Origin of the sequence: Variovorax sp. CCNWLW225 (assembly GCF_037204045.1) — a bacterium.
In the GTDB taxonomy this organism is placed as follows: domain Bacteria; phylum Pseudomonadota; class Gammaproteobacteria; order Burkholderiales; family Burkholderiaceae_C; genus Variovorax.
The window spans coordinates 930,138-947,432 of record NZ_JBBCBV010000001.1 but is presented as its reverse complement, the minus strand read 5'-3'; the positions used below and the strand labels follow the sequence as shown (position 1 = coordinate 947,432).

General features: G+C 64.3%; 17 protein-coding genes. 12 read left to right on the top strand and 5 right to left on the bottom strand.

The features are described 5' to 3' along the window. Positions 1-16 precede the first annotated feature (16 nt). A complete protein-coding gene (locus V9L20_RS04605) occupies positions 17-340 on the top strand; it encodes an I78 family peptidase inhibitor (RefSeq protein WP_337295655.1) in 324 nt (107 codons plus the stop codon). A gap of 40 nt (positions 341-380) precedes the next feature. Here V9L20_RS04605 and V9L20_RS04600 read toward each other — a convergent pair whose 3' ends face one another. Continuing rightward, positions 381-614, bottom strand: coding sequence for a DUF1653 domain-containing protein (locus V9L20_RS04600; RefSeq protein ID WP_337295654.1), 234 nt, complete (start codon positions 612-614; stop codon positions 381-383). Positions 615-659: 45 nt separating this feature from the next. On the opposite strand from V9L20_RS04600, the gene V9L20_RS04595 reads away from it, so the two are divergent. The 3 genes from V9L20_RS04595 to V9L20_RS04585 all read left to right on the top strand — a co-directional run bounded on the left by V9L20_RS04595 (position 660) and on the right by V9L20_RS04585 (position 5,160). Continuing rightward, a complete protein-coding gene (locus V9L20_RS04595; protein ID WP_337295653.1) occupies positions 660-2,513 on the top strand; it encodes a M48 family metallopeptidase in 1,854 nt (617 codons plus the stop codon). A 28-nt stretch (positions 2,514-2,541) separates the two neighbouring features. After that, complete coding sequence (locus V9L20_RS04590; RefSeq protein WP_337295652.1) at positions 2,542-3,813, top strand: RsmB/NOP family class I SAM-dependent RNA methyltransferase; 1,272 nt, start codon at positions 2,542-2,544, stop codon at positions 3,811-3,813. 132 nt (positions 3,814-3,945) lie between these two features. After that, positions 3,946-5,160 (top strand): DesA family fatty acid desaturase, encoded by a 1,215-nt coding sequence (locus V9L20_RS04585; RefSeq protein ID WP_157612700.1) that lies wholly within the window; start codon positions 3,946-3,948, stop codon positions 5,158-5,160. A 170-nt stretch (positions 5,161-5,330) separates the two neighbouring features. Here the strand turns inward: V9L20_RS04585 and rpmG are convergent, their stop codons facing one another. The 3 genes from rpmG to trxB all read right to left on the bottom strand — a co-directional run bounded on the left by rpmG (position 5,331) and on the right by trxB (position 6,891). Then, positions 5,331-5,504, bottom strand: coding sequence for a 50S ribosomal protein L33 (rpmG, locus tag V9L20_RS04580; RefSeq protein WP_007830291.1), 174 nt, complete (start codon positions 5,502-5,504; stop codon positions 5,331-5,333). 11 nt (positions 5,505-5,515) lie between these two features. Further along, the gene (gene rpmB / locus V9L20_RS04575) at positions 5,516-5,749 is read right to left on the bottom strand and encodes a 50S ribosomal protein L28 (protein ID WP_007830293.1); all 234 of its coding nucleotides are present in this window, start codon (positions 5,747-5,749) and stop codon (positions 5,516-5,518) included. 182 nt (positions 5,750-5,931) lie between these two features. Further along, the gene (gene trxB / locus V9L20_RS04570) at positions 5,932-6,891 is read right to left on the bottom strand and encodes a thioredoxin-disulfide reductase (RefSeq protein ID WP_258504570.1); all 960 of its coding nucleotides are present in this window, start codon (positions 6,889-6,891) and stop codon (positions 5,932-5,934) included. Between the two features lie 182 nt (positions 6,892-7,073). Between trxB and V9L20_RS04565 the strand changes: the two genes are divergently transcribed. From V9L20_RS04565 to V9L20_RS04530, 8 genes are all read left to right on the top strand, one after another. Next, a complete protein-coding gene (locus V9L20_RS04565; RefSeq protein WP_126745648.1) occupies positions 7,074-7,748 on the top strand; it encodes a Crp/Fnr family transcriptional regulator in 675 nt (224 codons plus the stop codon). Between the two features lie 91 nt (positions 7,749-7,839). Continuing rightward, on the top strand, positions 7,840-10,242 hold the full coding sequence (locus V9L20_RS04560; protein WP_337295651.1) for a DNA translocase FtsK: 2,403 nt from the start codon (positions 7,840-7,842) through the stop codon (positions 10,240-10,242). 153 nt (positions 10,243-10,395) lie between these two features. Further along, positions 10,396-11,028: an outer membrane lipoprotein chaperone LolA gene (gene lolA / locus V9L20_RS04555; RefSeq protein WP_258504574.1), complete on the top strand. Its 633-nt coding sequence runs from the start codon at positions 10,396-10,398 to the stop codon at positions 11,026-11,028. Positions 11,029-11,046: 18 nt separating this feature from the next. Continuing rightward, positions 11,047-12,339, top strand: coding sequence for a replication-associated recombination protein A (locus V9L20_RS04550; protein WP_337295650.1), 1,293 nt, complete (start codon positions 11,047-11,049; stop codon positions 12,337-12,339). A gap of 240 nt (positions 12,340-12,579) precedes the next feature. After that, positions 12,580-13,509 (top strand): branched-chain amino acid ABC transporter permease, encoded by a 930-nt coding sequence (locus tag V9L20_RS04545; protein ID WP_126745652.1) that lies wholly within the window; start codon positions 12,580-12,582, stop codon positions 13,507-13,509. A gap of 13 nt (positions 13,510-13,522) precedes the next feature. Continuing rightward, positions 13,523-14,719 (top strand): ABC transporter permease subunit, encoded by a 1,197-nt coding sequence (locus V9L20_RS04540; protein ID WP_157612705.1) that lies wholly within the window; start codon positions 13,523-13,525, stop codon positions 14,717-14,719. A 19-nt stretch (positions 14,720-14,738) separates the two neighbouring features. Further along, complete coding sequence (locus V9L20_RS04535; RefSeq protein ID WP_124957304.1) at positions 14,739-15,512, top strand: ABC transporter ATP-binding protein; 774 nt, start codon at positions 14,739-14,741, stop codon at positions 15,510-15,512. 10 nt (positions 15,513-15,522) lie between these two features. Continuing rightward, complete coding sequence (locus tag V9L20_RS04530; RefSeq protein ID WP_207309959.1) at positions 15,523-16,296, top strand: ABC transporter ATP-binding protein; 774 nt, start codon at positions 15,523-15,525, stop codon at positions 16,294-16,296. A gap of 19 nt (positions 16,297-16,315) precedes the next feature. Here the strand turns inward: V9L20_RS04530 and V9L20_RS04525 are convergent, their stop codons facing one another. Continuing rightward, the gene (locus V9L20_RS04525; protein ID WP_337295649.1) at positions 16,316-17,293 is read right to left on the bottom strand and encodes a Bug family tripartite tricarboxylate transporter substrate binding protein; all 978 of its coding nucleotides are present in this window, start codon (positions 17,291-17,293) and stop codon (positions 16,316-16,318) included. Positions 17,294-17,295: the final 2 nt, after the last annotated feature.

Genomic DNA, 17,295 nt, shown 5'->3' with positions numbered 1-17,295 from the left:
TTCGGGAGAAGACAAATTGAAAACCCAATCACTACTGTTCATCGTTGCCGGCGCCGTCTTGATGACGGCTTGTGCCACGCAAGGCTCGACCCCCGCGGCAACTCCCGCTGCAGCTGCTCCGGCACCCGAGCCGGTGTTCCAGTGCAATGCGGATGGCGCGCGCTTCGCCGTCGGCCAGCCGCTGTCGCCCCAGCTCGAAGCCGCAGCCCGCGTTCGCGCCGGTGCAGGCACGGTGCGGGCCCTGAAGCCCGGTGAGGTGGTCACGATGGAACTCAACGGCGGACGCCTCAACCTCGACGTGGACGCCCGCGGCCGCGTGACGGACGTTCGCTGCGGCTGACCGCCTTCGATGACTTTGATGCGATCGAATACGTAGTGCTCTAGACAGGGGTAAAGCGCAGTTGGCGAACACCGTCGATCTCCACGGTTTCGCTGAACATCGCGGCGGGCCGAACCCACAACCCTCTGGCGCCGTAAAGGGCCCGGTACAGCGTCATCGGCTCCAGCGTTTCGCTGTGGCGCACGGTGCCCAGCACTTCGTATTCGCCGCCCTTGTAGTGGCGATAACGGCCGGGCGGCGTCTCTATCAGGGGTGGCAGGTCGTTGTCGTTCACGGTCTTGCTTCTTTCAAACTGTAGGGTCGGTTGAGGGAAAGTCGGATGGATCGCGCTGATTTTGTTCACCTTGTCCGCCTGAGCGAGCATGCCAGCGCGGACGACAGTGCGCGCTACCGGCGCAGCGTCGCGGCATTTGCCGCACTCGGTTACCTGTGGGTGCTGGCCTGCCTGGCGCTCTCCGTCGGCATCATCGCCTGGGTCGCGCTGTCGGCCGGACAGGGGCGCTTCAGTTTCGGGCGCGGCTGGCTGGCTCTGTTTGCGTTGGGCCTGCTTTGGGCCACACTGCGCGCGCTCTGGGTGCGGTTCGACGAACCCGAGGGGCGGGAGCTTTCGCGCTCAGATGCGCCTGCGCTGTTCGAAGCGCTCGACCGCATACGCAAGAAGATCAAGGGCCCGCCGGTCCACCGCGTCTACCTGGACGACGAATTCAACGCCAGCATCCGGCAAGTGCCGCGTTTCGGGCTGTTTGGCGGCGCGGTCAATTCCCTGAGCATTGGGCTGCCGCTGCTGATGATGCTGGACCGGCGGCGGCTGCTGTCGGTGCTTGCCCACGAGTACGGGCACCTGCGCGGCAACCACGGCAAGCTGAGCGCCTGGATCTACCGCACCCGGCTTTCGTGGCTCAAGCTCGACGCCAGCCTGCAGCGCGACGAAGGCGTGATGGCACTGGTGTCGCAGAGCTTCTTCCGCTGGTACTTTCCGCGCTTCGCGGCCCGCACGTTTGCGCTCGCGCGGCAAGACGAGTACGAAGCCGACCGCATTTCGGGCCGGCTCCTGGGCACGACCGTTGCCGCGGCCGCGCTGACGGAAATTGCCATCAAGGCGAACTGGTATGCCGATGAGTTCTGGGCTTCGCACTGGGCCCGTGCCGAAAGGGAGCCGCAGCCGCCGGGGCCTTTCAAGGCGCTGAAGGAGCTTGCCGCAACGCCGCCCAGCGACGAATTTGCGCGCCGGGCATTGCGCGACGCCATGCGGCGCGTCAGCGATCTCGAAGACACCCATCCGGTCTTGCGCGACCGGCTCGAAGCGCTCGGCCAGAAGGCCGTGGTGCCGCCCTGGTCGGTCGAGCCCGCGCTGGGCATGCTGGCAGACAGTACCAAGTGGATTGCGCATTTCGACAACCAGTGGCGCCGCAACCATGCCAGCGACTGGAAGCAGCACCATGCGCACCGGTCTCGCATCCGGGAACGCGTCGAGCTTCTCGCGGCGCGGGGCGAGCGCAATACGCCTGACGAACTCGTCGAATGGGCCGATTCCGAGCGGCGGCTCGATCCGGCGGCGCCCGTGCGCGTTCGATACGAACGTGCGCTCCAGGCCTCGCCCGAGCATGCCGGCGCCTTGCGCGGACTATCCCAGATGCTCCCCGTGCGCGATCGCGCAGCGCGTCTTGCCGTGCTCGAGCGCTTGCACGGATCCAGTGCCGCCAGCCGATGGTGGGCTGCAAAAAGCGCCGTGGCCGCACTCGAGAACCCCGATGCCGGCGCTCACGACGAAGAAGCACTCAAGCTGTGGCGCGGCCGCCTCAAGGAGGCGGAAGAAGCCGAGGCTCGGGCCTGGGAGGAGATCACCGAAACGCCCTTCTTCAGCCAGATCGCACGGCATGACCTGAGCGACTATGAACTGGGCGAGTTACAGGCCGACCTGGCGCGGTGCCTTCCCATTTCGCGCGCCTGGCTGGTGCGCAAGACGCTGCGCGAGTTTCCGTGGCGCCGGGCCTACATCGTGTTCGTCGACCTGCCGGGCATGGACGACGAAGACCGCTGGCGGCTTTGCCGCCACCTCGAGCACACCTTGAGCCTGCCGGGGGCGGCGCTAGTTCTGTGGGCCGGCCATTCACCTACGCTGGCCGACATTGAGCGACAGGCTTTCGGGCCGATCTGGACGCGCCGGGCGTAGAGAGCCCTCCGGCTGAGACAATCGGGGTATGCACCCCAAAGCCCTGTTGGAGGCCACCGCCGATCTGGTCGGCCTTGTCCTGAAATTCGATCATCCGGCCGACCAGGTCGTTTCGCGATTTTTTCGCGACCACCGCGAGTTCGGCCCCCGCGAGCGCGCCACGCTTGCCGAGACGGTCTACACCGTGTTGCGCAAGAAGCTCCTGTTCGACCACCTGTCGCCCTCGGGCAGCGGCTCCAAGGAGCGCCGCATGGCGATCCTCGGCTTTCATGGCCCGCGCGACTTTCTGAAGAGCGCGCTCAACGACACCGAAAAGCGCTGGCTCGACAACTGCGATGCCGTCAAGCCCGAAGACCTGCTGGAACGCCATCGCCACAATCTCCCCGAGTGGCTGGTCGCGCCGCTCAAGGCGCAATTGGGCGACGGTTTCTGGCCGCTGGTCGAGAGCCTGCAGCAGCCCGCGCCGCTCGATCTCCGGGTCAATGCCCTTACCGACAAGCGCGCCGAAGTCAAGGCGGAGCTTGCCAAGGCTGCTATCAAATCTGAAGTAACGCCGTTCTCGCCGTGGGGTCTGCGCATCGACGGCAAGCCGGCGCTGACCAAGCTGGACGCGTTCGCCCGAGGTGCCGTCGAGGTGCAGGACGAAGGCTCCCAGCTGCTGGCGCTGCTGCTGGACGCGAAGCGCGGCGAAATGGTGGTCGACTTCTGTGCCGGCGCCGGCGGCAAGACGCTGGCGATCGGCGCGACCATGCGCAACACCGGCCGGCTCTATGCCTTCGACACGTCGGCGCACCGGCTCGATGCGCTCAAGCCGCGGCTGGCGCGCAGCAAGCTCTCGAATGTTCACCCGGCGGCCATTGCGCACGAGCGCGACGACCGCATCAAGCGCCTGGCCGGCAAGATCGACCGGGTGCTGGTCGACGCTCCGTGCTCGGGCCTGGGAACGCTGCGCCGCAATCCCGACCTGAAATGGCGCCAGTCGGCCAAGTCGGTCGAGGAACTGACGGTCAAGCAGGCGGCCATCCTGCAGAGCGCGGCACGCCTCCTGAAATCGGGCGGGCGTCTCATTTATGCCACCTGCAGCGTGCTGCCGGAGGAAAACGAGGCCATTGCCGAGGCTTTCAGCGCCGCCAACCCCGATTTCGTGCCCCAGGACGCCGCGGAGCTGCTGCAGGGCCTGAAAGTAGAGGGTTTCGAGGCCCTTTGCGCCGGCGGCGAGGACGGACGGCGCTACCTGCGGCTATGGCCCCACCGCCACGCCACGGACGGTTTCTTTGCGGCGGTGTGGAACCGCAAATAGGCTCGGCACTCCAAAGTAGGGTAAATCTGCGCTATTAAGGAAGGGTAAAAGGCCTCATTTTGGCCTTGCCACCTTAAAATCGTGGGTTAACTGAAGGCTGCACCTTCGTGTGGCCATGGAGTACTTAATTCAATGTTGATTCCTGACTCTGCCGTTTTGAGCGCGGCCCTCCAGTGGCTCGGACACGGCTTGTGGGACCTGACATGGTGGCAGATCGTGTTGTACACGCTCGTCACCACGCATATCACGATCGCCGCGGTCACCATCTTCCTGCACCGTACGCAGACGCACCGGGCAATGGACCTGGGGCCGATCCCCTCGCATTTCTTCCGTTTCTGGCTCTGGCTGGGCACCGGCATGGTCACCAAGGAATGGGTTGCCATTCACCGCAAGCACCACGCCAAGTGCGAATCCGAGGAAGACCCGCATAGCCCGCAGGTCAAGGGCATCGACGAAGTTCTCTGGCGCGGCGCCGAGCTGTATCGCGCCGAGTCGAAGAACAAGGAAACGATGGACCGCTACGGTCACGGCACGCCCGACGACTGGATCGAACGCAACCTGTACACCCGCTACAGCTGGCAAGGCGTGGGCCTCATGCTGGTCATCAACCTGGCACTCTTCGGCGCGCTGGGCCTGACCGTCTGGGCTGTGCAGATGCTGTGGATCCCGATCACGGCCGCCGGCATCATCAACGGCATTGGCCACTACTGGGGCTACCGCAACTTCGAGGCGCCCGACGCCAGCCGCAATGTCTCGCCCTGGGGCCTGATCATTGGCGGTGAAGAGCTGCACAACAACCACCACACGTATCCCACGTCGGCCAAGTTCTCGGTCAAGAAGTACGAATTCGACATCGGCTGGGTCTACATCCAGATGATGCAGGCGATCGGCTGGGCCAAGGTCAAGAAGGTGCCGCCGAAGATGCAGATGGGCGACATCCAGCCCGTGGCCAACGAAAAGACGCTCGAAGCCGTCATTGCCAACCGCTACGAAGTCATGGCTGGCTACGCCCGCGAAATGCGCCGCGTGACCAAGGCCGAGCTGATTGCGCTCAAGACCAAGGGCGGCGACATCTCGGTGCTCAAGGCGGCCAAGAACTGGCTGCATCGCGACGACGACAAGGTGCCGGCCTCGGCCCGCACGCACCTGGTGCAGGCGCGCGCTGCCCACCCGGTGATCGACAAGATGGTCACGATGCGCGAAGAGCTGCGCCAGCTCTGGCTCAACACCTCGCAATCTCGCGAGCAACTGGCCGCCGACCTGGCTGCCTGGTGCCATCGTGCCGAAGCCAGCGGTATTGCCGGCCTGCGCGAGTTCTCGACGCGTCTGCGCGCAGCACGGGCCTGATCGATCAGAAGAGGCGGGGAACCGCGCTCCTCATAAAAAAGCCGGCTTCGAGCCGGCTTTTTTTGCGCCCGTTTTCTGCGCCCAAGGGAGCGAGAGAGAAAGAAGCGGGCAACAAAAAACCCCGCTGGGCAAGCCCGGCGGGGTTTCTTGTTGGTGGAACCAGCGCTGAATTACTTCAGCTTGATTTCCTTGTATTCGACGTGCTTGCGCGCCTTGGGGTCGAACTTCATGATCGACATCTTTTCAGGCATCGTCTTCTTGTTCTTGCTGGTCGTGTAGAAGTGGCCGGTACCCGCGGTGGATTCCAGCTTGATCTTTTCGCGTCCGCCTTTGCTCGTTGCCATGATTCAGCTCCTTAAGCTTGGCCGCGTGCACGCAGGTCTGCGAGCACGGCGTCGATGCCGTTCTTGTCGATCAGGCGCAGCGCGGCGCTCGAAACACGCAGGCGAACCCAGCGGTTTTCAGTTTCGACCCAGAAACGGCGGTATTGCAGGTTCGGCAGGAACCGGCGCTTGGTTTTGTTGTTGGCGTGGGAAACATTGTTTCCGACCATCGGGCCTTTGCCCGTTACGTCGCATACGCGTGCCATGAGGACACTCTTTCTTGAACAGCTGGCACCGGCGCAACCGTGGAGATTGCAGGTGTTTTGCAGCTTGACCTCGCCAGAAACGGGTGGCGGTACCCCGGCTCGCCGGAACGCTGATGGCCACCACAAGGGCGGCCTCATTTCGGCAAAGCCTCGGATTATAGCCCTTTTGGCGCAGCCCGGGTTTAGAGTGTGCCGTCCTGCTCCAGGAAGCGCTGGGCGTCCAGCGCGGCCATGCAGCCGGTGCCGGCGCTGGTGATGGCCTGGCGGTACACGTTGTCCTGCACGTCGCCTGCGGCAAAAACGCCGGGAATGCTGGTCATCGTGGCAAAACCCTGCAGGCCCGAGCGGGTCAGGATGTAGTTGTCCTTCATTTCCAGCTGTCCCTGGAAAATGTCGGTGTTGGGGTGGTGCCCGATGGCGATGAAGCAGCCCTTGAGGTCGATCTGTTCGGTTTCGCCGGTCTGCGTGTTCTTGATCCGGATGCCTGTCACACCGGTGTCGTCGCCCAGCACCTGGTCGAGTTCGTTGTGCAGCTTCAGCACGATCTTGCCCTCGGCCACCTTCTCCTTGACCTTGTCGATCAGGATGGGCTCTGCGCGGAATTTGTCGCGGCGATGAACCAGCGTGACCTTGTTTGCGATGTTGGCGAGATACAGCGCTTCTTCGACGGCCGTATTGCCGCCCCCGATTACGCACACTTCCTGCTCGCGGTAGAAAAATCCGTCGCAGGTTGCGCAGGCCGAAACGCCGCGGCCCATGAATTTCTGTTCCGAATCGAGACCCAGGTACTTGGCGGAAGCGCCTGTGGCAATGATCAAAGAATCACAGGTGTAAGTGCCGCTGTCGCCCGTCAATGTAAAAGGACGCTTGCTTAGATCAACTTTGTTAATGTGATCGAAAACAATTTGTGTCTTGAAACGCTCCGCGTGTTCAAGAAAACGCTGCATCAGCTCGGGGCCTTGCACGCCGTGCACGTCGGCCGGCCAATTGTCGACTTCGGTGGTCGTCATCAATTGTCCGCCTTGGGCAATGCCGGTAATCAGCAAAGGCTGGAGGTTCGCGCGGGCTGCATAAACAGCGGCGGTATAGCCGGCGGGGCCGGAGCCCAGAATCAAAACCTTGGCGTGTTGGGGTGCGGACATGAGTAGAAAACCTAGGATTTGCGCTGCTTCAGCGTGTACATTTTCAGGGTGGTAGCGATATATGTGGAGTATCACCGCTCGGTTCAACACCGGGTGCACGGTGTTTTCAATGCGCGCGATTGTAGTAATCCATCGGCTTGCCGGCGGACGGGCTCCCCACGCGCCGTATCAGGGATTGATAAATGTCGATGCTGTCCAATCTTGAATTGCTGCGGCGCGTTCCGCTGTTTGCCTCGCTCACGTCTTCTCAGTCGTCGAGCATTGCGGATGCGATCGTCAAGAAGCGTCTCAAGCGAGCGGAAATCATTGTGGAGCAGGGCAAGAAGTCCGATGCGCTCTACATCATTCTGACTGGCCGCGCGCGCGTCACCAGCGCCGACAGCCGCGGTCGCGAGGTGATTCTTGCCACGCTGCACCCCGGCGACTACATCGGCGAAATGAGCCTGATCGACGACGAGCCGCATTCGGCCACGGTGCGCACCGAAATCCAGTGCGACGTGCTCATGCTCGGCCGTGACGCGTTTGCGCGCTGCCTGCCCGAAAACTCCTCCATGGCCTACAACATCATGCGCGGGCTGGTGCAGCGCCTGCGCCATGCCGACCGCAAGATCGAGTCGCTCGCGCTCATGGATGTGTATGGCCGCGTGGCACGCTCGCTGCTCGAATTCGCCATCGACGACGGCGCGGGCAATCTCAAGGTGCGCGACAAGATCTCCCGCCAGGACCTTGCGAAAATGGTCGGCGCCTCGCGTGAGATGGTGAGCCGCGTGATGAAGGATCTGGAAGAGCGCGGATTCGTGCAGACGCAGGACGACGGCTCCATGCTCGTCAAGGAACGGCTCCTGTCGCTGACTTGAGCCGTTACCGGCGCTCCTGGGGGCCAAGTCCTTTTGTTGTAGTGTTCAGGCCTCCAGCCGCCGCTTCCGAGCGCTGGGTGCTGTGTTTTTCATGACCTATTCGCTCAATACGCTTCAATCTTCTTCGGCCGCCGAGGGGCAACCCGTGCGCGTTCGCGCCATGCGCTTCGCCCACGAGATCACGCTGATCGCGGGATTTGCCGCGTTGCTGTTCTGGCTGCTTGCCATGCTGAGCTTCACGCCTTCGGACGCGGCCTGGTCGACCTCCGGCACCGGAGGAGAAATCAAGAATTGGGCGGGCCGCATCGGCGCATGGCTGGCGGACGGCAGCTATTTCCTGGCTGGCTACTCGGTCTGGTGGTGCCTGGCCGCGGGGCTCCGGGCCTGGCTGTCTTCCCTGGCCAACTGGCTTCGCGGAGGCGAGGCCGCGCCTGCCGAGCAGCCGGTGCGCGGCCGGTTCAATCGCAGCCGGCTGGCGTTCTGGTTCGGCCTGGTGTTGCTGCTCTGCGCGAGCACCACGCTCGAGTGGTCGCGCCTGTACCGGCTCGAATCGTATTTGCCGGGCTCTGGCGGCGGCGCGCTCGGCTACTTGGTCGGGCCCGCCAGCGTGCGCTGGCTCGGCTTTACGGGTTCGGCGCTGGTGGCCATTGCGGCCGGCGTGATCGGCTCGGCGCTGGTGTTCCGCTTCTCATGGAGCCTGATTGCCGAGCGCATCGGCGCGCGCGCCTACTCGCTGTTCGAATCGCGCCGCGAAAAACGCGAACTGGCGGCCGACATTGCCATGGGCAAGCAGGCCGCCCGGGAACGCGCGGAAGCCGAGGAGCCCGTGTTCTCGCGTGAATCGGGCGGCGTTGTCGAGCCGATGGGCGCCGATGAAGACGAAGAACTGCGCATCGAGCCGCGCCCCAAGCGGCGGGTGCCCTCTCCGCCGGTGCAGATCGAACCTGCGATGACCGAAGTGCCCAGGAGCGACCGCGTCGTCAAGGAGCGCCAGAAGCCGCTCTTCAAGGAACTGCCCGACAGCAAGCTGCCGCAGGTCGACCTGCTCGACGCCGCCCAGGCGCGCCAGGAAACGGTTTCTCCCGACACGCTCGAGATGACCTCGCGCATGATCGAGAAGAAGCTCAAGGACTTCGGCGTCGAGGTGCGTGTGGTGCTGGCCTCGCCGGGCCCCGTGATCACGCGCTACGAAATCGAGCCTGCGACCGGTGTGAAGGGCTCGCAGATCGTCGGCCTTGCCAAGGACCTTGCGCGCTCGCTCTCGCTGGTGTCGATTCGCGTGGTCGAAACCATTCCGGGCAAGAACTACATGGCGCTCGAGTTGCCGAACGCCAAGCGCCAGTCGATCAAGCTCAGCGAAATCCTGGGCTCGCAGGTCTACAACGAGGGCAAGTCGTTCCTGACCATGGGCCTGGGCAAGGACATCATCGGCAACCCCGTGGTGGCCGATCTTGCAAAGATGCCGCACGTGCTGGTGGCCGGTACCACCGGTTCGGGCAAGTCGGTGGGTATCAACGCCATGATCCTGTCGCTGCTCTACAAGGCCGAGGCGCGCGACGTTCGCCTGCTCATGATCGACCCGAAGATGCTCGAAATGTCGGTCTACGAAGGCATTCCGCACCTGCTGGCGCCCGTGGTCACCGACATGCGCCAGGCCGCGCACGGCCTGAACTGGTGCGTGGCCGAGATGGAGCGCCGCTACAAGCTCATGAGCAAGCTGGGGGTGCGCAACCTGGCCGGCTACAACGCCAAGATCGACGAAGCCAAGGCGCGCGAGGAGTTCATCTACAACCCGTTCAGCCTCACGCCCGACGATCCCGAGCCGCTCAAGCGCGAGCCGCACATCGTCGTCGTGATCGACGAGCTGGCCGACCTGATGATGGTGGTCGGCAAGAAGATCGAAGAGCTCATTGCCCGGCTCGCGCAAAAGGCGCGCGCCGCCGGCATCCACCTCATTCTTGCCACGCAGCGGCCCAGCGTCGACGTGATCACCGGCCTCATCAAGGCGAACATTCCGACCCGCATCGCGTTCCAGGTGTCGAGCAAGATCGACAGCCGCACCATCCTCGACCAGATGGGCGCCGAAGCGCTGCTCGGCATGGGCGACATGCTCTACATGCCCAGCGGCACCGGCCTGCCGATTCGCGTGCATGGCGCTTTCGTGAGCGACGAAGAAGTGCACCGCGTGGTGGCCTACCTCAAGAGCCAAGGCGAGCCCGACTACATCGAAGGCGTGCTCGAAGGCGGCACGGTCGACGGCGACGGCGACATGCTGGGCGAGGGCGGCGACGCCGAGAAAGACCCGATGTACGACCAGGCCGTGGAGGTGGTGCTCAAGAACCGCAAGGCCAGCATTTCGCTGGTGCAGCGTCACCTGAAGATCGGCTACAACCGCGCGGCACGGCTGGTCGAAGACATGGAAAAGGCGGGCCTGGTCAGCGCCATGAGCGGCAGTGGGCAACGCGAAATCCTGGTGCCCGCACGCGCGGAATAACCGGCAAACACCTGCGAGCCCAGGCGTCCCGCGCCGACAGGCACGTTGCAAAAGCTGCAATAACGTTGCAAAACTTCATCAAGCCCCGCACATGCCGCAACGCGCGGCGGGGTAAGGTCGCTTCAACGCCACTGCTTTTCCGAGGAATCCAAATTGAAATTTCGTCATTGGCTGTTGATCGGCCTTCTCTCATCCGCGAACGCCTGGGCCGGTGGCCTGGAGAGCCTCGAAGCCTTCGTGAAGACGGTCAAGTCGGGCCGCGCCGAGTTCACCCAGACCGTTACCGCGCCGCCGCGCGAAGGGCAGCCGGGCCGTACCAAGACATCGAACGGCACTTTCGAATTCCAGCGCCCCGGTAAATTCAAGTTCGACTATCAGAAGCCGTTCGCGCAGGTCATCGTGGCCGACGGCAAGACGCTCTGGCTGTACGACGCCGACCTGAACCAAGTGACGCAGCGTGCCCAGTCGCAGGCACTGGGCTCCACACCCGCCGCGCTGATTGCCGCGGCCCCGGACGTGCGCGCGCTGCAGGCCGATTTCACGCTCGAGGCCGCGCCCGAGCGCGATGGCCTGCAGTGGGTCAAGGCCACGCCCAAGAACAAGGACGGCCAGCTGCAGAATGTGCTGGTCGGCTTCCAGGGCGACTCGCTGGCGGCGCTTGAAATTCTCGACAGCTTTGGACAGCGCTCGGTGCTCAAGTTCAGCAAGGTCGAAGTGAACCCGGCGCTCAACGCCAATGTGTTCGAATTCAAGGCGCCGGCCGGTGCCGACGTCATCAAGCAATAGAAGATCAGACAGGCAGGTTTGGCCACCAGTTCGCATCAACCCCTTGCCGAGCGCCTGCGTCCGAAGACGCTGGGCGAGGTGATCGGCCAGCAGCATCTGCTGGGGCCGGGCATGCCGCTGCGCATTGCCTTCGAGTCGGGCCAGCCGCATTCCTGCATTCTCTGGGGGCCACCAGGCACCGGCAAGACGACCATTGCGCGCCTGATGGCAGATGCCTTCGATGCGCAGTTCCTGAGCATCAGCGCCGTGCTCGGCGGCGTGAAAGACATCCGCGAGGCGGTCGAGCGCGCCACCGCGGCGCGCGACGGCCTCGAACAGCAGCGGACCATCGTCTTCGTCGACGAGGTGCACCGGTTCAACAAGAGCCAGCAGGACGCGTTCCTGCCGCATGTGGAGTCGGGGCTTTTCACCTTCATTGGCGCCACCACCGAAAACCCGTCGTTCGAGGTCAACTCGGCCTTGCTTTCGCGGGCAGCGGTATATGTGCTGCAACCGCTCACCGAGGCCGATCTCAAGCAGATTGTGGCCAAGGCGCAGGCCATCCAGGCCGTTCCCGCCATCGAAGGCGCAGCCATCGACCGGCTCGTCGCCTATGCCGACGGCGACGCGCGGCGCCTGCTCAACACGCTCGAGACGCTGGCCGTTGCGGCCAAGGCCGAGAAGCTCGACAACATCACCGACGAATGGCTGCTGCGCGTGCTCGGCGAGCGCATGCGGCGCTACGACAAGGGCGGTGAGCAGTTCTACGACACCATCAGCGCGCTGCACAAGTCGGTGCGCGGCAGCGACCCCGACGCCTCGCTCTACTGGTTCGTGCGCATGCTCGACGGCGGTGCCGACCCGCGCTACATGGCCCGGCGGCTGGTGCGCATGGCCAGCGAAGACATCGGGCTGGCCGATCCGCGCGCGCTGCGGCTGGCGCTCGACGCGGCCGAGGTCTACGAGCGGCTCGGCACGCCGGAGGGCGAGCTTGCGCTGGCAGAGTGCGTGATCTACCTGGCCATGGCGCCCAAGTCGAACGCCGTCTACACCGCCTACAACGCCGTGCGCGCGCTCATCAAGAAGGACAGCACGCGTCCGGTGCCCATGCACCTGCGCAACGCGCCCACCAAGCTCATGAAGGAGCTCGACTACGGCAAGGGCTACCGCTACGCGCACGACGAGGAGGGCGGTTTTGCCGCCGGCGAGCGCTACCTGCCCGACGGCCTCGAGGGCCAGGTTTTCTACCAGCCCGTGGAGCGCGGCCTCGAGATCCGCATAGCAGAAAAATTGCGCGAGCTTCGCCGCCTCAACGGCCAGCACGATGAGTAACGTGCCGCATGCACGCTTGCGCGCGTGCGATGCATGGCTTCACTTACATATAGCATGACTTGAGCGGGTAAACCCCGGTGAGCGCGCACCAAATCGGCGCTGGCGCGTGCTTACAATCCCGCGCACAAATCAGCCGGCGACACATGTTGGCTGGTTTTTTGCTTATCAAGCCAAGGTGCCAAACCGGTGCCACGGTGGGTGAATGGCACCCTGCAACGGTGCAATAAATAGGAACGCGTTATGGAAATATTGCTGCAGCAGATCATCAACGGTCTGGTCCTCGGCAGCATGTATGCCTTGATAGCCTTGGGCTACACAATGGTGTACGGCATCATCAATCTGATCAACTTTGCGCACGGCGAAGTGCTGATGGTGGGGGCGCTTACAAGCTGGACCATCATCGGGCTCATGCAGGAATCGATGCCCGGCACGCCCGGCTGGTTGATCCTCATCATCTCGCTGGTCATTGCCTGCGTGGTGGCCGCCACGCTCAACTTCGTGATCGAGAAGGTTGCCTACCGGCCCCTTCGCAACAGCCCCAAGCTCGCGCCGCTCATCACTGCCATCGGCATGTCGATCCTGCTGCAGACGCTGGCAATGATCATCTGGAAGCCCACCAACAAGGCGTATCCCAACCTGCTGTCGACCACGCCCATCGAGGTGGGCGGCGCGGTGATTTCGCCCACGCAGGTCATGATCCTGAGCGTCACGGCGTTCTCGCTCGTGGTGCTGATGTGGCTGGTCAACTACACCAAGCTCGGCCGCGCCATGCGCGCCACCGCCGAGAACCCGCGCGTTGCGGCGCTCATGGGCATCCGGCCCGACATGGTCATTTCGGCCACATTCATCATCGGCGCCGTGCTCGCGGCCATTGCGGGCGTCATGTACGCCTCGAACTACGGCATTGCGCAGCACGCCATGGGCTTCCTGCCCGGCCTCAAGGCCTTTACCGCGGCAGTGTTCGGCGGCATCGGCAACCTGGCCGGCGCGGTGGTCGGCGGCATCCTGCTCGGGTTGATCGAAGCCATCGGCTCCGGCTACATCGGTGCCATCACCGGCGGCGTGCTCGGCAGCAACTACAGCGACATCTTCGCTTTCATCGTGTTGATCGTCATGCTCACGCTGCGGCCTTCGGGCCTGCTCGGCGAGCGCGTGGCGGATCGGGCCTGAGGAGCAGCACACCATGAAGAACAGCAAGAACCTCGCTCTCTACATCCTCGGCGTCGTCGCGGTGCTCGCACTGCCGATCTTCCTGCAAAGCCAGGGCAATGCCTGGGTGCGCATCGCCGACATCGCGTTGCTCTACGTGATGCTGGCGCTCGGCTTGAACATCGTCGTCGGCTACGCCGGCCTGCTCGACCTGGGCTATGTCGCCTTCTTTGCGGTGGGCGCGTACCTCTTCGCGCTCATGGGCTCGTCGCACCTTTCGGACACCTTCCCGTGGTTCAAGGCCATGTTCCCGAACGGGCTGCACACCTCGCTGCTCATCGTGATACCGCTGGCATTGGTGGTGGCGGGGGTGCTGGGCGTGATGCTCGGGGCGCCCACGCTCAAGCTGCGCGGTGACTACCTGGCCATCGTGACGCTCGGCTTCGGCGAAATCATCCGGGTGTTCCTGAACAACCTCGACCAGCCGATCAACATCACCAACGGACCCAAGGGCATCACCGCCATCGACTCCATCAAGTTCTGGGGCCTCGACCTCGGCAAGGCATGGAAGTTCGACGGCTTCACGATCTCGTCGGTCACGCTCTACTACTACCTGTTCCTTGCGCTGGTGATCGCCACGATCATCATTTCGCACCGGCTGCAGATCTCCCGCATCGGCCGCGCCTGGATGGCCATCCGCGAAGACGAGATCGCCGCCAAGGCGATGGGCATCAACACCCGCAACATGAAGCTGCTGGCCTTCGGCATGGGCGCGAGCTTCGGCGGCGTGTCGGGAGCCATGTTCGCGGCCTTCCAGGGCTTCGTGTCGCCCGAATCGTTCAGCCTCATGGAGTCGGTGATGATCGTCGCCATGGTGGTGCTGGGCGGCATCGGCCACCTGCCGGGCGTGATTCTCGGCGCCGTGCTGCTGGCCGCCTTGCCCGAAGTGCTGCGCTACGTGGCCGGCCCGCTGCAGGCCATGACCGACGGCCGCCTCGATGCGTCCATCCTGCGCCAGCTCTTCATTGCCCTGGCCATGATCGTCATCATGCTGATGCGTCCGCGCGGCCTCTGGCCTTCGCCCGAGCATGGCAAGACCTTGCAGCGCAAGGGCGTGGCCCCGGACGCCCCCGTGGCCCCAGGCTCGCTCCAGACCCATGCGCCCGGCATCGAGACACCCGCCGACGAGCTGCCGGGTGCGGCTTCGCGTCCCATGTCGATCAATCCGTGAGCCGAAGGAAACAATCAACATGACGACAGACACCATCCTCGACGTTCGCGGAATTTCCAAGCGCTTCGGCGGCCTGCAGGCACTTTCCGACGTCGGCATCACCATCAAGCGCGGCCAGGTCTATGGGCTCATCGGCCCCAACGGCGCCGGCAAGACCACGTTCTTCAATGTGATCACCGGGCTCTACACGCCCGACAGCGGCAGCTTCGAACTGGCCGGCAAGCCCTACCAGCCCACGGCCGTGCATGAAGTGGCCAAGGCGGGCATTGCGCGCACCTTCCAGAACATTCGCCTGTTCTCCGAAATGACGGCGCTCGAGAACGTCATGGTCGGCCGCCACATCCGCACCCATTCGGGCGTGTTCGGCGCCATGCTGCGCACGCGTTCGTTCAAGGCTGAGGAAAAGGCCATTGCCGACCGCGCACAGGAGCTGCTCGACTACGTGGGCATCGGCAAGTTTGCCGACTACAAGGCGCGCACGCTCTCGTACGGCGACCAGCGCCGGCTCGAAATTGCGCGCGCACTGGCCACCGACCCGCAGCTCATCGCGCTCGACGAGCCCGCCGCCGGCATGAACTCGACCGAGAAGGTGCTGCTGCGCGAACTGATCGACCGCATCCGCAAGGACGACCGCACCATCCTGATCATCGAACACGACGTCAAGCTCATCATGGGCCTGTGCGACCGCGTCACCGTGCTCGACTACGGCAAGCAGATTGCCGAAGGCACGCCCTACGACGTGCAGAAGAACGAGAAGGTGATCGAGGCTTACCTCGGCACCGGAGGACACTGAAATGACGACGATGACGAGCGCAGAAGAAACAACCACCGCCACCCCGCCGAAGACCGCTGCCAATGCTCCCGGCAAGACGCTGCTCAAGGTCAGCGGCCTGAAGGTCGGCTACGGCGGCATCCAGGCCGTGAAGGGCGTCGACTTCGAGGTTCATGAAGGCGAACTGGTGTCGCTCATCGGCTCCAACGGGGCCGGCAAGACCACCACCATGAAGGCGATCACCGGCACGCTGCCAGCGGGCGCCGGCAGCATCGAATTCCTGGGCCGCAACATCAAGGGCCGCGGGGCGTGGGATCTGGTCAGCGAGGGCCTCGTGATGGTGCCCGAAGGCCGCGGCGTGTTCACGCGCATGACGATCACCGAAAACCTGCAGATCGGGGCCTACATCCGCAAGGACAAGGCCGAGATCGCCAGCGACATGGAGCGCGTGTTCGTGACCTTCCCGCGCCTGCGCGAGCGCAAGGACCAGCTCGCGGGCACCATGTCGGGCGGCGAACAGCAGATGCTGGCCATGGGCCGCGCGCTCATGGCGCGCCCCAAGGTGCTGCTGCTCGACGAGCCCACCATGGGCCTGTCGCCCATCATGTGCGACAAGATCTTCGAGGTGGTGCAGACCGTGGCCGCGCAGGGCGTGACCATTCTGCTGGTGGAGCAGAACGCCAACCGCGCACTGCAGCTGGCCGACCGCGGCTACGTGATGGAGTCGGGGCTCATCACCATGACCGGCGACGCGAAAGAACTGCTGCGCGACCCGCGCGTGCGGGCCGCTTACCTGGGCGAATAGCCCGCAAGGGCCGCGAGGGTCAATCGACCCTTGCGCCGGTGGCCTTCACCACGGCTTCGTACTTGGAGAGCTCGCTCTTCATGAACGCGCCGAACTGCTCCGGCGAGCTGGCCACCGGTTCGGCCAGCAGGGTGGCAAAACGGGTCTTCGTTTCCGGTGCATTCAGCGCCGCCACAAAGGCCTGATTGAGCTTTGCAAGCACGTCGTGCGGCGTGCCGGCGGGCGCCACCAGCCCCCACCAGGTGTCGATCGAAAAGCCCTTGAGCGTGTCGGCCACGGGCGGCACGTCTGGCATGGCGCTGCTGCGCTGCAAGGTGGTGACGGCAATGGCCTTGAGCTTGCCCGAGCGGATGTTCGGTGCCGCCGTGGCAAGGTTGTCGAAGTTGAAGTCGACCTGGCCCGACAGCAGGGCCAGCTGCGCCGGATTGCCGCCGTTGTACGGAATGTGCAGCGCAAAGATGCCAGCCTGCTTCTTGAACAGCTCGCCCGCCAGGTGCCCGGCGCTGCCGTTGCCGCCGCTGCCGTAGTTGAGCTTGGCCGGGTTGGCCTTGGCGTAGCGGATCAGGTCGGCCACGGTGTTGATCTTCAGGCGCTGCGCTGTTTCAGCGTTCATCACCAGCACATTGGGTACGCGCACCATCTGCGTGATGGGCGCGAAGTCGCTGGCCGCGTTGAACGGAATCTTGCTGTAGAGCCACGGATTGACCGCATGCGTGGCCGTGGCCGCAATCCCGATCGTGAGCCCGTCAGGCGCGGCCTTGGCCACCGCGTCGGCGCCGATGTTGCCGCCCGCGCCCGGCTTGTTGTCGATGATGACCGTGCCCAGGCTGTCCTTCACGCGCTCGGCCAGGATTCGGGCGGTCACGTCGATGGGGCCGCCGGCGGCGTACGGCACCACAAGGCGAATGGGACGCTGCTGCTGCGCCGCGGCATGGCCGGTGGCAAGCAGTGCGGCGGCGCTTGCGAGCAGGGTGATGAGGAAGTGTCTCGTTTTCATTT